This is a genomic window from Galbibacter orientalis DSM 19592 (genome assembly GCF_000260115.1).
GTDB lineage: Bacteria > Bacteroidota > Bacteroidia > Flavobacteriales > Flavobacteriaceae > Galbibacter > Galbibacter orientalis.
This window is the reverse complement of the sequence record NZ_JH651379.1, coordinates 2,352,003-2,369,347: the sequence shown is the minus strand read 5'-3', so window position 1 is coordinate 2,369,347 and position 17,345 is coordinate 2,352,003. Positions and strand designations below refer to the sequence as shown.

The 17,345-nt window shown below is 33.1% G+C and carries 9 protein-coding genes and 1 other RNA gene; 3 read left to right on the top strand and 7 right to left on the bottom strand.

Annotated elements, in window-relative coordinates:
• Positions 1-18: 18 nt before the first annotated feature.
• The 4 genes from JOOMADRAFT_RS10430 to JOOMADRAFT_RS10415 form a co-directional block, all read right to left on the bottom strand.
• The gene (locus JOOMADRAFT_RS10430) at positions 19-3,207 is read right to left on the bottom strand and encodes a SusC/RagA family TonB-linked outer membrane protein (protein WP_169313489.1); all 3,189 of its coding nucleotides are present in this window, start codon (positions 3,205-3,207) and stop codon (positions 19-21) included.
• Positions 3,208-3,602: 395 nt separating this feature from the next.
• On the bottom strand, positions 3,603-4,559 hold the full coding sequence (locus JOOMADRAFT_RS10425; protein WP_008613155.1) for a FecR family protein: 957 nt from the start codon (positions 4,557-4,559) through the stop codon (positions 3,603-3,605).
• A gap of 122 nt (positions 4,560-4,681) precedes the next feature.
• Positions 4,682-5,245, bottom strand: coding sequence for an RNA polymerase sigma-70 factor (locus JOOMADRAFT_RS10420; protein WP_008613154.1), 564 nt, complete (start codon positions 5,243-5,245; stop codon positions 4,682-4,684).
• Between the two features lie 371 nt (positions 5,246-5,616).
• The gene (locus JOOMADRAFT_RS10415; protein ID WP_008613153.1) at positions 5,617-6,807 is read right to left on the bottom strand and encodes a glycoside hydrolase family 88 protein; all 1,191 of its coding nucleotides are present in this window, start codon (positions 6,805-6,807) and stop codon (positions 5,617-5,619) included.
• 168 nt (positions 6,808-6,975) lie between these two features.
• Between JOOMADRAFT_RS10415 and JOOMADRAFT_RS10410 the strand changes: the two genes are divergently transcribed.
• The 3 genes from JOOMADRAFT_RS10410 to JOOMADRAFT_RS10400 are packed head-to-tail and all read left to right on the top strand — an operon-like array spanning position 6,976 to position 12,949.
• Positions 6,976-9,321, top strand: a complete 2,346-nt coding sequence (locus JOOMADRAFT_RS10410) for a glycoside hydrolase family 95 protein (RefSeq protein ID WP_050989689.1) — start codon at positions 6,976-6,978, stop codon at positions 9,319-9,321.
• Complete coding sequence (locus tag JOOMADRAFT_RS10405; RefSeq protein ID WP_008613151.1) at positions 9,305-10,843, top strand: sulfatase; 1,539 nt, start codon at positions 9,305-9,307, stop codon at positions 10,841-10,843. The genes JOOMADRAFT_RS10410 and JOOMADRAFT_RS10405 overlap by 17 nt, the downstream gene beginning before the upstream one ends.
• 12 nt (positions 10,844-10,855) lie before the next feature.
• The gene (locus tag JOOMADRAFT_RS10400; protein ID WP_008613150.1) at positions 10,856-12,949 is read left to right on the top strand and encodes an alpha-L-fucosidase; all 2,094 of its coding nucleotides are present in this window, start codon (positions 10,856-10,858) and stop codon (positions 12,947-12,949) included.
• Positions 12,950-14,295: 1,346 nt separating this feature from the next.
• Here the strand turns inward: JOOMADRAFT_RS10400 and JOOMADRAFT_RS20170 are convergent.
• From JOOMADRAFT_RS20170 to ssrA, 3 genes are all read right to left on the bottom strand, one after another.
• Positions 14,296-14,439, bottom strand: a complete 144-nt coding sequence (locus JOOMADRAFT_RS20170; protein ID WP_008613139.1) for a hypothetical protein — start codon at positions 14,437-14,439, stop codon at positions 14,296-14,298.
• Positions 14,440-15,318: 879 nt separating this feature from the next.
• A complete protein-coding gene (locus JOOMADRAFT_RS10390; RefSeq protein WP_008613137.1) occupies positions 15,319-15,966 on the bottom strand; it encodes an HTH domain-containing protein in 648 nt (215 codons plus the stop codon).
• Positions 15,967-16,326: 360 nt separating this feature from the next.
• Positions 16,327-16,727, bottom strand: a transfer-messenger RNA (tmRNA) gene (gene ssrA / locus JOOMADRAFT_RS19905).
• Positions 16,728-17,345: the final 618 nt, after the last annotated feature.

Here is a 17,345-nt window from a genome sequence, read left to right as displayed (position 1 = left end):
TTCAAGTATTTTTTTTGATTAGAATGATACATTTAAACCGAATAAAAGAGTTCTTGTTTTTGGGTAACTGAAATAATCAATACCAAAAGTTTGAATTCCATCTAATGTTAGGTTGGAGTTAATTTCAGGATCAAAACCACTATACTTGGAAATCACAAATAAGTTTTGACCAGTAACAGAAAATCTAATGCTCTTAATCCATTCTCCCATTCCTATGAGTTCTGGCTTTAAATTGTAGCCAATAGTAGTATTATTTAAACGTAGGAAATCTCCATCTTCTAAATAACGAGTCGATACTGTATTTGAATTGGTAGTATCTTCATTAGGATATTGCGTTGCTAAATCTGTAGTGTTAAAATTAGATGCTAGAAGTCCTTTTCCAAACAAAGACATAGCAGTATGGTTGTACACCTTATTTCCAGAAACTCCGTTGAAATTAATTCCTAAATCAAAGTTTTTATAATTTAGGTTTAAATAAAAGGCATATACAATATCTGGTAAAGCACTACCTACTACCCTACGATCATCTGATAAGATGCTTAATCCATCTGCTCCAATACCCATAAATTCTTGCATGTAAAAAGAACCAATAGGCTCTCCATTGATATTACCATTGATGGTAGCATCGGTTTGACCTGCACCTTGTGCTGCTCCTGTGGTTAATACTTTGTATGGAGAGTTTTCCACTTTATTATCGGTATACGCTATATTACCTCCTAGATTGAATTCAAAATCGTTTCCTATAGTTCCATTATAATCTATAGTGAATTCAATTCCGTTGTTTTTAATTTCCATATCTGGAATATTAGTCCAATATCTATCTGTTGGCTGCACAGGATCTGCAGGAGTAACCTCCAATAAGATATTTTCAGATACTTTATTAAAGTAGTCTATGGCTCCTGTTAATTTATTATTGAAAAAACCAAAATCCAATCCAACATCAGTTTGTGTAGAAACTTCCCATTGAATGTCAGGATTAGCCAATCTTGTAAAAATGGTACCATATGGATAATCTTCAATTGAATTTTCATTTCCGTTTATTGGGTAACTATCGTTCCCTCCTTTACTGTCTGTGTAACTTAATTTTGTTATTTTAGAAGGGATTTCCTGATTTCCAGTTTTACCCCAACTAGCACGTAATTTAAGGTTGCTAACAGTAGTAGAATTTACTAGAAATTCTTCGTTCATTAAATTCCATCCAACGGCAACAGAAGGGAAATATCCGTACTTATTGTTGTCTCCAAATTTAGAAGAACCATCGGCACGCATAGTTGCTGTAAGTAAATACTTATCATCAAATGCGTAGTTTACCCTTCCGAAGAACGACTGTAATTCATTTTTAACAGCAAAAGTATTCATGTATGTTGGGGTGCTTTCTCCGCTAATTTGATCTTGATATTTTGGATCGATACCATTGTCAGAAAAGCCTTCTAACTCAAAACTCTTTTGCTCTACAAAGGTTTCTTGATACGTATGCCCCGCTAAAAACGTTAAATTATGTTTTTCTTTAAAAAGATTATACGTTAATGTATTTTCAATTAAGGTATTTTTATTAGAAGTGTAAATTGAGTTTAAAGTTCCATTTACATAATCTTCTAATAAAGTATATGGTTTATATTGAACATCTCTATTTGTAGAAGAGTAGTCAACCCCTAAACTTAATTTATAGGTTAATCCTTTTGTTATTTTAACAGAAGGAGCAATGTTTGCCAAAATTCTATTATTTATAGCTTTATCGCTATAAATTTCTTCTCTTGTTAACGGATTTAATCTGTTTTCTAAGAGCGTTGGCTTTCCGTCTGTATACAATGGTAACGTAGGATTTAACTGTAACATATCTCCAACGATAGCTTGAGCATCTGCTCTTGAATTTTCAATTCTATTTGCCGTTAAATTGTACTCTACTGTTAATTTGTTATCAAATGCTTTTTGAGTAAGATTTAAACGCCCCGAATACAGTTGTAAATCATTTCCTCTTAAAACCCCTTCTTGGTCATTTACTCCTAAAGAAGCACGGTATGAAAAATTATCGGAGGAATTACTTAACGAGAAATTAATGTTTTTAGAATAAGCAGTTCTGCTTAATTCGTCTTGCCAATCGGTATTAGCTCCGCCATCTTGTAAATTACCACCAGCAGCAACAACCTGCTCACGAAATTCATTAGCGCTAAATACATCCACTTTGTTGGTAAGGGTTGAAAAGCCAGATGCAACACTTAAATCCATTTGTCCTTTATTGCCTTTACCATTTTTTGTAGTAATTACAATAACTCCATTTGCTCCTCTAGCTCCATAAATAGCAGTAGCCGAAGCGTCTTTTAAAACATCAATTTTTTCAATGTCTTGAGAATTGATAAAGTTTAATGGATTGGTGGCTACCCCTGTAACCGAATTATCTAATGCAAAACCATCTATTACATAGAGAGGAGTAGTGCCAGAACGTAAACTTCCTACACCACGAATAATAACATCTTGTGTAGCACCAGGCTCTCCGCTTACAACAGAAACATTTACACCAGCTACTTTTCCTTGCAATAACTGTCCTGGATTTGTAACCAGCCCTTTGTTAAAATCTTCATTATTTACAGAACCAATAGACCCTGTAATGTCTGTTCTTTTCTGAGTTCCGTAACCTACCACTACTACATCTTCTAATTGAGTCTCATCTGGACTTAATTGAACCGTAATATCTTCATTTACATTTGTGGCTACTTCTTTTGTTATGTAGCCTATGTAAGAAACTTCTAATATAGCACCCTCTTCTACTTCTAATGAAAAATTTCCATCAAAATCTGTAGTAGTACCATTTAGAGTTCCCTTTTCTAGAACAGTAGCTCCAGCCAATGGAACTCCATTTTCGTCGGTAATTAATCCTGTAACGGTTTTATAATCAACTTCTACAACTCTAACGGGAACTTTTTGTTTTACATTGATAGAAATTGTTTTATTGATTCTTCTAAAAGTTAGGTTTTCTTCTTTTGCCATAATCTCCAAAACAGTACGTAGGGACCTGTCGTGGTAAGAAACATTGTAAATGTTTTGCAAACGATTAACTTTTCTATCATACACAAACTTAAAGCCTGTTTGCTTTTCAATTTGATGCAAAACTTCTACAACTGATGCATTATTTAAAGTGAAATCCACTTTATAATGATCAAGTTTTTGTCCTCGTGCATCTGCAGCTAGCACAGGATTTAAGAGTGACATAATTATAAGAAAGCAAAATGATTGAAATGTCAATTTGATTAATTGTTTAATAGTTATTGAATTCATAATTTAGCATAACGTTTAATGATTATTATTTGTAATTGTTAACTTTAGGTAGTCTGTTTCCGCTCGCCAAAGTGTCTCAGACTGCCTTTTTTATTTTGTGTTTTATTGTTGATTTTATTTCATAGGCTGATAATGGATTTTTATTTGAACCTTTTATGATGGTTTAATTTCTCAAAGCTTGTTCTGAGTTTATCTAAGAACGATGCGTTGAGTGATTTATAATTGTTTCATTTAAATCCCTCATTGAGGGTTTTATTCTCCTTTGAATACCTCGCAGGCTTGCCTCGAGGTAGTTGATTACTTCATGGGTTTGTCTCTAGGGAGTTGATTTAGTCTGTACATTTTCCTTTTATCATGATTTTATTATCTTCTATATATTCAAATTGCAATCCTTTTTTTGCATAGATGATACTTTCTAAAACGACGGTTAAAATTTCATTATTAAACGAAGCAGTAATATGACATCGTTTCACTTTTTCATTTTTAACTATAAATGATACTCCATACCAGCGCTCTAAAGCTTCTAAAGCCTCAGCTAAAGGAGCATCTTTAAAATTGATAATCCCTTTTTTCCAATACAAATAATCGGCTGCATTTACGTGCTCTTTTGTAATGTTTTTAGTAGTTCTATCAAATATTGCTTGGTCATTTTGAGTAAGAAATACTTTTTCTTCGTTGGAACTTACTTCTACTTTTCCGGTAGCTACTGTAACTTCTACACGGTCTTTATCGTCATAATTATTTATATTGAAGGAAGTTCCATGAACCATGGTATTTACTTCTCCTGTTTGTATAATAAAAGGTTTATTAGGATTTTTGGCGACCTCAAAAAAAGCTTCACCATCTAGTTTGACCTCTCTGCTGTATGCACTAAATTTTTTTGGAAATTTTATAGTAGTTCCAGAATTTAAATGAACTTGAGTACCATCTGGCAGAGTAAGATTCATTTTTTGTCCCCATTCTGTTTGAAGTACCACTTCTTCTACGGGTATTTCTTTAGCATTATTTATTGGGGCAATCATAAAAAAGAGATATCCTAAACCAAAAAGTACAACTATAGAAGCTGCAACTTTTGCCAAGTTGCTAAAAGAAGAATTGTTATGTTTGCCTTTAGGATTCTTACTAATAGCATGGCGAATCCGCTGTTTATCTTCTTCATTACGGAAAGTGTCTTTATTCTTTAGAATGAGCTTACTATCAAATTCTTCTAGTAAAGTTTCCTCTTTGTCGGAAATAGTACCGTTGAGATACTTCTTCATTAAGGTTTTAATCTCTTTTTCTGTCATTGTTTTGTTGGTATTCAGTTATAAGTACCAAAAACACACATGTACGCACAGTAAAAAAGTGAGGGTTAATAATTTCTTAACCTCTCTAATATTCTGTTAACTATTAGTTAAAATTGAAGAGTTTAAAACAGCAGAAACTTAACAATGGACAAATCTTTTCGGAGTTTACTCAATGCTAATGAAATTTGATTTTCAACCGATCGTTGTGAGATATTTAATTGATTTGCAATTTCTTTATTGCTCATAAAATTAACGCGACTTAATCTAAAAATCTCCTGACATCGCTCTGGAAGTGCTTGAATAGATTGATAGATCTTATTTTCTAATGCAATTACGTTTTCATCTAATTCAACATCAGGATTTACCGTAATAGAACTAGCAGTTTCTATTTGAATTTTATTAAACTTAGAATTTCTGAGGTTGTTGTAACAACGGTAACGAATGGCTTTGTATAAATAAGATTTTATATTTTGAACTTCTACATATTCTCTTCGTTGCCAATAATCAATCCATACTTCTTGCACTAAATCTTTTGCAATTGCCGTGTCCATTATTATAGAAGTAGCATAGGTATACATTGGATCCCATAGTAGATCAAACAAAGTATTGAAAGCTTCCTTATCTGATTTTGAGATCAGTTCAGCAAGATTTTTTAAAGGAATTTTATCGAGAGTTGACTTCTTCATGAGAAGCAAATCTAGCAAAATAGAAAATCGCCAACATTACGGTATTGTAAATTCTCATGAATCTATTTTAGAGGTTCATTTTTATAGCTTGTTTTAAATTGATTAGAGAGTTTGTATTGAAATTGATTATTTGATTTTTAGAATGAAAGAAATTTAATCCCTCATAGAGGGTATAATTCCCCAGAGCCTGTGCTGAGTTTACCGAAGGACTCCGCGTCAAAATGAATTAAATTTGTTTCCTTTGAATCCCTTGTAGGTTAACCCCGAGGTAGTTGATTAAGAATTTATTTAGATTAGTTTTTAGCATAAAAATAGCCTTTAGGCTTTTCCTAAAGGCTATTTTTTATTTTAAGATGTATGTAGTGTCCGTCTTATTTGTTTTTTCTAATCAATGCTTCTGTAAAGTAATAATCTGCATAGTTTAAAGGAGAATCAACTTCCTCTCCATGAGGTTTACTTCCAACAGAATGCATCAACATAAACCCGCTATTAGTTCCTATTTTAGCTAAATAAGCTGGAGAAGCTAAGCTAGTCATAATTTCATCAGCAAAAGAAATATACTCGTTAGCTTCATTTTGATCTACATAAGTAGCTAAATCATAAAGAGCAGAAGCTGTAATTGCAGCTGCAGATGCATCTCTAGGAGTGTTATTCCCTGCAGGAGCATTATAGTCCCAATACGGAATTTTATCCTGCGGGAGATTAGGATTGTTCTTTATAAATGCTGCAATGTTTTTGGCTTGATTTAAATATGCTTCATTATGAGTTTCTTTATAACACATTGTAAAACCATAAAGCCCCCACGCTTGGCCACGAGCCCATGCAGAATCGTCGCTAATTCCTTGATGTGTGTTCTTTTTAATTATTTTACCATTTTTTGGATTGTAATCTACTACGTGGTATGAACTAAAATTATCTCTAAAATGATTCTTCATTGTTGTATTAGCATGAGTAATTGCAATGTTGTAATAGGTAGAGTCGCCAGAAATTTTAGTAGCATTAAATAATAACTCCAAATTCATCATGTTATCTATAATAACTGGATATTCCCATTTTTTACTCCATTCCCAAGACTTTATAACTCCTGTATTTTTATTAAATCTAGTAGAGAGCGATTTTGCGGCTTGTACAATTACATCTTCGTAATTTTTGTTACCATACTTTATTCCGTTTCCAAAACTACATTCAATCATAAAACCAACGTCGTGGTTATCTTGCCAGTATTGAATGGTGTCTAATTTTTCTGTGTATAAGGTAGCGCGTTCTTTCCATTTTTCATCCCCTGTAATTTTATATAAATGCCATAATGTACCTGGGTAAAATGCACTTGTCCAGTCGTATACGCCAACAAATTTTATCGAATCTTCTTTTATGGCACGTGGAATAAACTTTTTATCTTCAATATGTTTGTTTACCTCTGGATATGCTTTGTTATACTGTTCTGTAATGGTTTCAGTAAGATCCATTTTTTTTACAGTTTCTGTTTCTTTTTTTTGTTCTTTACATGCGCTCAAAATTACAACGAGTACTAATGTAATTAGGGTGTTTAAGGATTTAATCATGGCTAGTATTTATTTTTATAGTTAGAAATAAGAGAAATATTATTGCTTTATAATAATCAAATATATATAAAAAGCACAAAAATTTACAATCGATTGTATATTTTATCGAAAATTATTATTTATTTTATGTATATTAAATGAAAATTAATCAAAACAAATTAATAAATAATGATGTTACGAATACTTTTTATTACTTCAATAATGATTATGTCGTTAAATGCTGTAGGTCAAAGCAATTCAGGGGTATGGTATTCTCAGCCTGCTGATACTTGGATGGAAGCTTTGCCAGTTGGAAATGGGAGAATGGGAGCGATGATTTATGGGGGTATTGAAACAGAACATTTTCAATTAAATGAAGATTCTATGTGGCCAGGAAGCCCTAACTTATCTAATGCGAAAGGAACAGCAGAAGATTTAGCTCTGATAAGGAAATTAATTGATGAAGGAAAAGTACATGAAGCAGATTCGCTAATTATAGATAAATTCTCAAGACAGGATATAGTTCGTTCTCATCAAACGGCAGGCGATTTATTTTTGCATTTTAAAAACAGAGGGGAAGTAACTAATTATAAACGAAGCTTGGATTTTGAGAAAGCAACTAGTTATGTTTCTTATAGTGTGGATGGAAATACTTTTAAAGAAACAGCTTTTTCATCGCAACCAGATAATGTATTGGTCATTAAATTAGAAACTTCTAATCGAAATGGAATGGATTTCGATATTGAAATGTCAAGGCCAAAAGATGAAGGGGTTGAAACAGTAAAGGTTGCTACTTTTCCAGAAAAGCAATTAATGTTGATGAATGGAGAAGTTACACAAATGGGAGGAGTTGTAGAGAGTGTTCCAACACCTATTAAAAATGGAGTTAAATTTCAAACTCGCTTAAAGGTTAAAAGTAAATCTGGGATAATCACTTCTAATGGAAACAGGTTAACTGTTAGAAATGCCAAAGAAGTGTTGTTGCTTATTGCTACCGAGACATCCTATTATCATCCCGATTATATAGAGAAAGCTGAGCTTGTTATTGAAAATGCCGAATCTAAAGGTTATAAAGCTTTAGTGAATAATCATATTCAAGATTTTAAAAACTTGTATAATAGAGTTTCTCTGCATATTGAAACAGACAATTCTAATAAGGAGTTCCCTACAGATAAGCGTTTAGAGCGTTATAAAGCTGGTGTGGTTGATGTTGGTTTACAAGAAACTTTATTCAATTATGGAAGATATTTATTAATTTCTTCTTCAAGAAAGGGTACAAATCCAGCAAATTTACAAGGCATATGGAATAATCATATTACAGCACCTTGGAATGCCGATTATCATTTAAATATTAATTTGCAAATGAATTATTGGTTGGCTCCTATAACTAATTTAGCTGAATGTGAGCTTCCTCTTTTTGATTTTGGAAATCGTTTAATTATACGTGGTAAAGAAACTGCTAAACAGTACGGAATTAATAGAGGGTCTATGTCGCATCATGCAACCGATTTATGGGGACCAGCTTTTATGAGAGCAAGAACACCATATTGGGGAGCTTGGATTCATGGTGCTGGTTGGTTAGCCCAGCATTATTGGGGATATTATTTGTTTACAGAAGATGAAGTGTTTTTAAAAGAGCAGGGGTATCCTTATTTAAAAGAGGTGGCTACTTTTTATCTCGACTGGCTTCAATATGATGAAAGCACAAAAGAATGGTTTTCGTATCCAGAGACTTCTCCAGAAAATTCATATATAGCCAACGATGGAAAACCAGCTGCTGTTTCAAGAGGGACTGCTATGGGGCAACAAATTATAGGGGAGGTTTTTAGAAACATAATAAGTGCTTCAGAAATATTAGCTATAGATGATGAGTTGATTAAAGAAGTGAAAAAGAAAGCCGAAAACCTACGTCCAGGGGTTCAAATTGGAGCAGATGGAAGGGTGTTAGAGTGGGATAAAAATTATGAAGAAGCAGAAAAAGGGCACAGGCATATTTCTCATATGTACGCATTATATCCTGGAAATAAAATTACACCAGAAACTCCAGATGCTTTTAAAGCAGCACAAAAATCTATAGAATACAGATTGGAGCATGGAGGAGAAGGAACTGGTTGGAGTAGGGTATGGATGATTAATTTCAATGCGCGTTTATTGGATGCTATGTCCGCTGAAGAAAATATCAATAAATTTTTTGAAAAATCAATTGCACCAAACTTATTTGATGAGCATCCGCCCTTTCAAATAGATGGGAATTTTGGTTATACAGCTGGAATAGCAGAGCTTTTATTGCAATCGCACGAAGGATTTATTAGAATATTACCAACCCTCCCAAAGCAATGGAAATCGGGAACTATTTCTGGGCTTAAAGCAAGAGGAAATATAGAGGTTGATATTACTTGGAATAACGGAAAATTAGTTTCTTTACATTTACTTTCAGTAAAAAATAAAGACGTAGAAGTAGTATACAACAATAAAAAACAATTAGTTACTTTAGTTGCTAATCAGAAAACAGAACTCAATGGGAATTTGGAATAGAATGTTGCTATTAGTTTTACTGAGTATTACCTTTTTTAAACTGAATGCTCAAGAGGTAGAAAAATACTCATCAGAAGAAAACCCACCAAATATCGTTGTTTTTATGGTAGATGATTTAGGTTGGCAAGATACATCTGTCCCGTTCTGGAACAAGAAAACACCTTTTAATCAACTCTATAAAACGCCAAATATGGAACGATTAGCAAAAGAGGGCATGAAGTTTACACAGGCTTACGCAACACCTGTTTGTTCGCCAACAAGAGTAAGTTTTATGACAGGGATGAATGCCGCTAGACACCGCGTGACAAATTGGACATTAGAAAAAAATAAAGCAACCGATTATGAAGATGAAGACTTGAGTTTTCCCGCTTGGAACGTTAACGGAATTTCTCCTGAAGAAGGAGTGGGAAGAACAGTGCTAGCCACTACGTTACCTCAAATTTTAAAAGATAACGGGTACCAAACAATTCATGTAGGGAAAGCTCACTTTGGAGCAATAGACACTCCAGGCGAAAACCCTTTAAATCTTGGATTTACTATTAATATAGCAGGGCACGCAGCAGGTTCTCCACATAGTTATTTAGGTACTGAAGATTTTGGGAATAATGGAGACAAAAAACACCTAAATGATGTGCCAGGTCTTGAAAAATATTATGGCAAAGATATATTTTTAACAGAGGCTCTAACTCGGGAAGCCTTGATTGCTTTAGATAGTGTAAAAAGCAAACCTTTCTTTTTATACATGGCTCACTATGCAGTGCATATTCCATTATATGGAGATAATCGGTATTTGCAGAAATATATAGATAAAGGACTTGATGAGGAGGAAGCAAAATACGCATCGATGGTGGAGGGGATGGATAAAAGCTTAGGTGATATTATGAATTATTTAGATGAAAATGATTTAGCTGAAAACACTATTATTTTGTTCATGTCGGATAATGGAGGATTAAGTGCACACAAAAGAGGAGGCGAGTTGCATACACACAACAAACCCTTAGCAAGTGGAAAAGGTTCTATGTATGAAGGAGGAATTAGAGAACCAATGCTTGTTAAATGGCCTAGAGTGATAAAACCTGAATCTGTTACAAATGAGTATTTAATTATTGAAGATTTTTTTCCAACAATACTAGAAATGGCTGGAATAGAAAAAGTAGAAACGATACAACAAGTTGATGGAAAAAGTTTTGTTCCGCTAATAAAGAAAAATAAAACATCCAATAATAGATCCCTGTTTTGGCATTATCCAAATAGATGGGGAGGAAATGGCCCTGGAATAGGAACCTCAAGCATGATAAGAAAAGGAGATTGGAAGCTTATCTATTTTTATAAAGACCAGCATTTTGAGTTGTATAACATTCCTAATGATATTGGAGAAGAGAACAATTTATCGCATAAGGAGCGTAAAGTAGTTAGCGAGCTTGCAAGCGAGCTAACTAATTATTTAAAACAGGTAAAAGCACAATTACCAATAGATAAAAAAACAAAGAAGACTGTAAAATACCCAGCCGAAACGTTATAAAAAAACAAACTAATGAGACCTGCCAATACAACCATATTACTATTTTTAATAATAACAATACTTTCATGTAAGCCTAAAGTAGTAGCTCCAGTTCCCGTAGAACCAACACCATCTGCTCGACAATTAGAGTGGCAAAAGTTGGAGTATTACGCTTTTATTCACTTTAACATGAATACGTTTACAGATATGGAATGGGGATTAGGAGGCGAGCGTCCTGAACAATTCAACCCAACAAATTTAGATACGAGGCAATGGGCAAGAGTAGCAAAAGAAGCAGGAATGAAAGCTATTATAATTACCGCAAAGCATCATGACGGGTTTTGCCTATGGCCAACAAAAACCACCGAACACTCTATAAAAAATTCACCTTATAAAAATGGAGAGGGAGATATTATTAAAGAACTTTCTGAGGCTTGTAAAGAGTATGGATTAAAGTTTGGCGTTTATTTGTCGCCTTGGGATAGAAATAATGAGCATTATGGAGATGCAAAATATGTTTCTATTTTTCATGAGCAGCTTCGCGAATTATTAACTAATTATGGTCCTATTTTTGAGGTTTGGTTTGATGGAGCAAATGGAGGTTCTGGATATTATGGAGGAACAAATGAGACACGGAAAATTGATAATAAAACGTATTACCAATGGGATAAAGCGGTTAATATTGTTAGAGAATTGCAACCCAATGCGGTTATATTTAGCGATGGCGGACCAGATATCCGTTGGGTAGGGAATGAAAATGGAAAGGCAAATGCTACTAATTGGAGTATCATGCGGAGAGATGAAATTTACCCAGGATGGCCTAGATACAAAGAATTAAGAGGCGGACATGAAGATGGAACACATTGGTTGCCAGCAGAGGCAGACGTATCTATTAGACCAGGTTGGTATTACCATGCTTCAGAAGATCATCAAGTTAAGACACTGGAAGAATTAATCGATATATATTACAAATCTGTTGGTAGAAATGCCTCACTTTTATTGAACTTGCCAGTAGATAAACGTGGATTGGTACACCAATTAGATCAGCAGCAATTAATGTTACTTCGTACACAGTTAGATAAAGATTTTGCCGAAGATTTGGCAATAAATGCAAAGATAAAGGCATCTAACGTTAGGGGGGAGAATGAGAATTTTGATGTGCCAAATGTAATAGATCAAAATACAGAAACCTATTGGGCTACAGATGATGCTGTAACCAGTGCAGAATTGCTTTTTACATTTAAAAAACCAACTACAGTAAATAGAATTTTATTACAAGAATATATTCCTTTAGGGCAAAGAATTCAAGAGTTTACAGTGGCTGTTTTTGTAAATAATAAATGGAAAAGTGTAGCTAAAGAGACCACCATTGGTTATAAAAGAATTTTAAGATTTGAAGCTGTAGAGGCATCCAAAGTAAGAGTTTCTATTAAAAAAGCAAAAGGAGCAATTACGTTGTCCAAGGTAGCATTGTATAAAGCACCAAACTTGTTGGTATTACCAAAAGTTACTCGCAATAAGCAGGGAGAGGTTGCAATGCATATCCAAGATCGTGCTATAGAAGTGTATTATACATTGGATGGCTCCAAACCAACTACTTCTGGCATTAATTATACAGCTCCTTTTATGGTTAAAAATCCTACTGTGTTACAGTATGTATCTGTCAATACAGAAACGGGAGAAAAAACGGAGGTCAAGAAAATCCAGTTAGAATATACAAAGCAAAAGTGGATAATAGACAGAGTAACATCTGGGGAAAAAGCGGCGGCCAAAATAATAGATAATGATCCGAATACATTTTGGAGCTCCGATAAAAATATAAATAAGACTCAAGAAACGGTAATAAATTTAGGAGAGGAACTTATAATTAAAGGATTTACATATACGCCAATGCAGGCTAGGTTTCCGTATGGTTTAATTACTAACTATACTTTTTTAGTATCTACAGATGGAAAAAACTGGAAGAAAACCTCTCAAGGAGAATTTGGAAATATTGTTAATAATAGAATTAAGCAAGAAGTTGTATTTGCTCCTACCAAGGCAAAATGGATAAAACTAATTGCCAATAAAACAACAGGAGAAAGTAAAGAAACTACCATAGGAGAAATAGGAGTTATTTTGAATTAATAAAAAGAGAGTCTCTATAATTGCAATGATAAAGATTCTCTTCATGGAGGGATAATAATCAAAGTTTAATAGTATTTATGGGGTTTTCAGAAGGGAAATTTAATAGATAATAATCTCAATTCCTTTATGTACAATTTACTTCCATCCGATTAACTTGTATAAACCTATTAAAGTACTTGGTGCGAATAAAAATCTCTTTGTAAAAGATTCTTAATGGCGTTATAAACTTAGTTTGTAGCGCCATTCCTTTTTTAGATCACTTAAAATCTACTTGAACTACGCCATTTTTTTAATTTTTGTCTTTCTAATATAAAAATGTACATGGTAATCCGTTCTCATAATTGAAAATTTTAATCTGGTTTATTGACTAAAACTATTCAAAAGCCATAAAAATTAAAAACGCTTTAATATTTGTAATTATTTGAAAATTAATATTTTATAATTAAAGCGAGACCTTTTTTTTGGAGAATTAAGGGGGTATCCATATAGGTATCGTTTAGTGCCGTATCATTTGCTATTATATAAAGTGATAAATAATAAAAAACCCTGTAAATCAATTCATTACAGGGTTTATGATATGGATTGTCGTCCAAAAAGTGGAGTCGGGGAGAACGACTAAAATTGTATTTTCCTAGTGTTTATAGGGTACTGGAGACTCTGTATTTTAGTGGGTATCCATAAAAGTCTCATTTTAACATTTTTAACAAACTTTAACATTTAAGAAGCTTTATTTCTGGTAAATTCATTAATTAGTTATGATTTTAAATGCTAAGATTTTTATTATTTGATTATCACATATCAATTAAAAAATTCACTAAAATTATAGAAAAATGATATCGTAACTTTTATGTTTTAATTTTTCCAATATAATTGATTTTTTTGTGGAGTTGTTACCAGAATATAAACTCAATACCATAGTTTCATTTATTTTAGATGTAATCAATGATGCGCCAATACTTACAACTAGTAATTTTGGTATCATGCTGCAATTAGAATTTGGGATTTTAAAAATATATTATGTAGAATGATTGAGCGAACAGATACCAATAGTTTCGGTTTTTACAATTAGTCATTCCATTTTTAAATAGAGTCTTTCTTAAGAAAATATAAATCCTAAGTTCAAGATATAAGTGCAATTTATTTAAATTTTCATAATATTCTTTGGATATTATATTACCATCTTCATTAAACTTCAGTTCTGGAGACCAAAATATTATACCATAAGAAGTAAATGCTTTATTTTTTTTATCATAAATGGGTGTTACGAATCTTTCAAAATTAGAAAAACCAATTTTTGGCATTGCAGTAGATGTTATTTTTTTTAGATTATCTCTTTTACCATTAAATCAATATATATAAATTGTTCCTCCATTATTTTTATTAACTCCCTGATGCTCGTAATATACTTCATCTACATTGTGTAAATAGAAGTCTTTTAAATTTTCAGTAATTTCAAACCCATCTAAAATAATTATTGATGGTGAATTCATAAGAATTTTAGGACCAATATTCATTCTACCGTCAAGGGGATTTAATTTGATTTTAAATTACTCTATATAGAAGATATACAGGATATAAAATGTAATGGTTGGAGGTTTAGTGAAGCTTACTAACTTCGTTATGAGTCCTACCCATCTTGTTTTTAGATTGTGGTTTTCCATAATTTACTTTGGTGTTTTTTTGAATTCTTCGAGTGTTTAGCAGTTATTTCTTGGATTTGTTCCTTACATAAATTTTTTGAACCATATGAGGAGTGGTTGAAGGAGAAGAATAAAATTAGTGAATTTCTTATATGTGGAAGATATTACAACTAAACAAACGCCTCTCTTTTTTGTGACTATACCCAAAAAAACATATAATATTGATTAACTTGATTGGTTTTATTCATTCATATATTTAATAGTTATTTCAAAAACGAATCATATAAAGCTATTGATATTCTTAGTAATAAGGTGTAAGTGTTATACTTCTACAAATGACTTGTACAATTAGGAAAATTATGAATAACTCATGTAATGCGTAGTTTTTACTGTAATGAGCTATAATTTATATGAAAAGAATTATAATTTATATCCTCTCATATCCTAAAAAATTATGTTTGAATAAACAATGGCTCTAATCTATAACGACTTTTAAACTAAAAATAACTGAATGAGGTATCCTTTAATTAAAAACGCTGTTTGCTGTTTGTGCTTGATAGTATTTTTAACATCTTGCACAAATAAATACCCGGATGGTGTTTTGAAGGCTTTGAAAAAGGCAAGAGAAAACAAATCTGAATTGGTAGAGGTGCTGGAACATTACAGTAAGAATCCTGCTGATAGTCTTAAATATAAAGCAGCTTTATTTCTTATAGAAAATATGCAGTATCATTCTTTTAGAGAGCCTATAAAAGAATATGAAGGTGCGTTTGAATGTAATGCACCTACTATGCACCCAATAAAATCCTCTCGTTTTTGTGAACGACAAGCTTCTACATAGGTATAGCCGCTTGCTCCTAGTACAGCAATAAATACTTCCATTTCTTTTAGTAAACCAGTAGCGGGATCTATGATAGCTAATTTCTTTCCTGTGAAGTCCACAAACATTTTATCCCCAGCCTTATGGTTAAATCGCATGACTGGATTTTGAGTACGAGACCAAACTCTATACAAATGACAAAATCTAGAATAAGAGATAAATACCTTTTTATTTTGATAATAGTCCTCCCAGATCATGTAACGAGTAACTCCAACCTTTTTAAGGCGTTTGCTTACCTCTGGGTATAACTTAAAAACATACTCATGACGAGTCGTTATGTGGGTCTCATCAATATGCAATAATATACGTAAATCTTCAAAACCAAGCTTATCAACCTCTTCACTTGTAAGCTTGCTCTTTAGTAATAATTCGATGTATTTGCGAACAGTATTCCTGGATATACCAAGTTGTTTACTGATGCTCCGCTTACTAACTCCTTGAGTATGTAAACGATATAGTTGTTTGATTTTTCGCATGTCTAAATGTGTGTTTGCCATGGTTATTTTTCTTGATTATAACCATACAAGTTATTTAATACATGCTCTTTCTAGAGGTGGGTCAATTTAGACAGGAATACCCGGGTCACTTTAAATAGGATTCAGTGGGTCACTTTCGCAGGATTACATGGGTCAGTTTGGCAAGAATTTCCATATAAAGTAAAAATACTTTAACAAATGTAAAATACTGAATATAAGTGTTTTGTTGGTTTAGCGATACCTATTTTTGATGAGGCTTAGGGGGTATCCATATAGGTATCGTTTAGTGCCGTATCATTTGCTATTATATGAAGTGATAAAAAATGAAAAACCCTGTAAATCAAACGATTACAGGGTTTGTGATATGGATTGTCGTCCAAAAAGTGGAGTCGGGGAGATTCGAACTCCCGTCCAAACAAGCAATCAAAATGCTTTCTACATGCTTAGTTTTTGTTCAATTGTCGACGTGCAGCTGACCAAAAACCGCCCACTACACGCTTAGCTTCTTAAAGTTTAAAACAGTGCCGAAGCTACACCATTTCTATGTTGACTTTTATGGTGTCTCAAAACGCGTCGCCATCAACAAGGGCTACCCAGAGACATCTCGCCTTCCCGCCTTGCGGGAACGTGGCCAAAATCTTACTATAAATTCAGATTAGGCAGCAAGAGCGTAGTTATTCTCGCCATTTAAAAAAATGTGAAATATGAGATTAAAGAGCTGTATCCCAGCGCTCTGCATGCTTACACTTTCATTAGACTCGCTGTCAAAACCAGTCGACCCCATATTCAAAGAACTATTTTATGCAATTTTCATCGCTATAACATCCGCAATTTTAGGATGTATTTTTTGGGCATTTCCCTCGCAAAAAAAAAAGCTCGGGTCGGGCTATTCGCTATATCTTTTTTACAATTGTCACCTTGAGCTTGTTGTGAAATTGTCACCCTGAGCTTGTCGAAGGGACAATTATAAAAAAGGATGTCGCTACTATCCCTAATGCGGGGTGCAAATGTAATACAATTTCTATTAATCCATAGGGCAAACGTATACTTTTATTCGGCTCTAGTTAAAAGAGCGTTAATGGCTAGCGCAGCTAAAACCCTTATTCCTAGAATAGTGACCGAAGGCTCTGAGATCAGGAGTGCAGCGACGCAGAGTTTCGGGCACGGTTTTTCGACCCAGTTGTCAAAAAAATTCATTGGATAAGGTGCCTTTTTCTTTGTTTCGTTTCTTTTGGGCGAGCAAAAGAAATGAAAAGCACGAAATCACTAGCATTTGGGTTGATATTAGAGCCAACAAATAATCAACGTAATTCTAAACTAGAACCTTATTTCTACTATTTTTATGTGAAAAACTAATTCATTTTTTCAGTTTTAAGAATATTCAAGTTCGTTGAAAATAA

Bases quoted from the DNA above. Each gene is read 5' to 3' on its own strand.
- JOOMADRAFT_RS10430 (WP_169313489.1), bottom strand. From the start codon at position 3,207: ATGTCACTCTTAAATCCTGTGCTAGCTGCAGATGCACGAGGACAAAAA.
- JOOMADRAFT_RS10405 (WP_008613151.1), top strand. From the start codon at position 9,305: ATGGGAATTTGGAATAGAATGTTGCTATTAGTTTTACTGAGTATTACC.
- JOOMADRAFT_RS20170 (WP_008613139.1), bottom strand. From the start codon at position 14,439: ATGAATTCACCATCAATAATTATTTTAGATGGGTTTGAAATTACTGAA.
- JOOMADRAFT_RS10390 (WP_008613137.1), bottom strand. From the start codon at position 15,966: ATGGCAAACACACATTTAGACATGCGAAAAATCAAACAACTATATCGT.
- JOOMADRAFT_RS10415 (WP_008613153.1), bottom strand. From the start codon at position 6,807: ATGATTAAATCCTTAAACACCCTAATTACATTAGTACTCGTTGTAATT.
- JOOMADRAFT_RS10420 (WP_008613154.1), bottom strand. From the start codon at position 5,245: ATGAAGAAGTCAACTCTCGATAAAATTCCTTTAAAAAATCTTGCTGAA.
- JOOMADRAFT_RS10400 (WP_008613150.1), top strand. From the start codon at position 10,856: ATGAGACCTGCCAATACAACCATATTACTATTTTTAATAATAACAATA.
- JOOMADRAFT_RS10410 (WP_050989689.1), top strand. From the start codon at position 6,976: ATGATGTTACGAATACTTTTTATTACTTCAATAATGATTATGTCGTTA.
- JOOMADRAFT_RS10425 (WP_008613155.1), bottom strand. From the start codon at position 4,559: ATGACAGAAAAAGAGATTAAAACCTTAATGAAGAAGTATCTCAACGGT.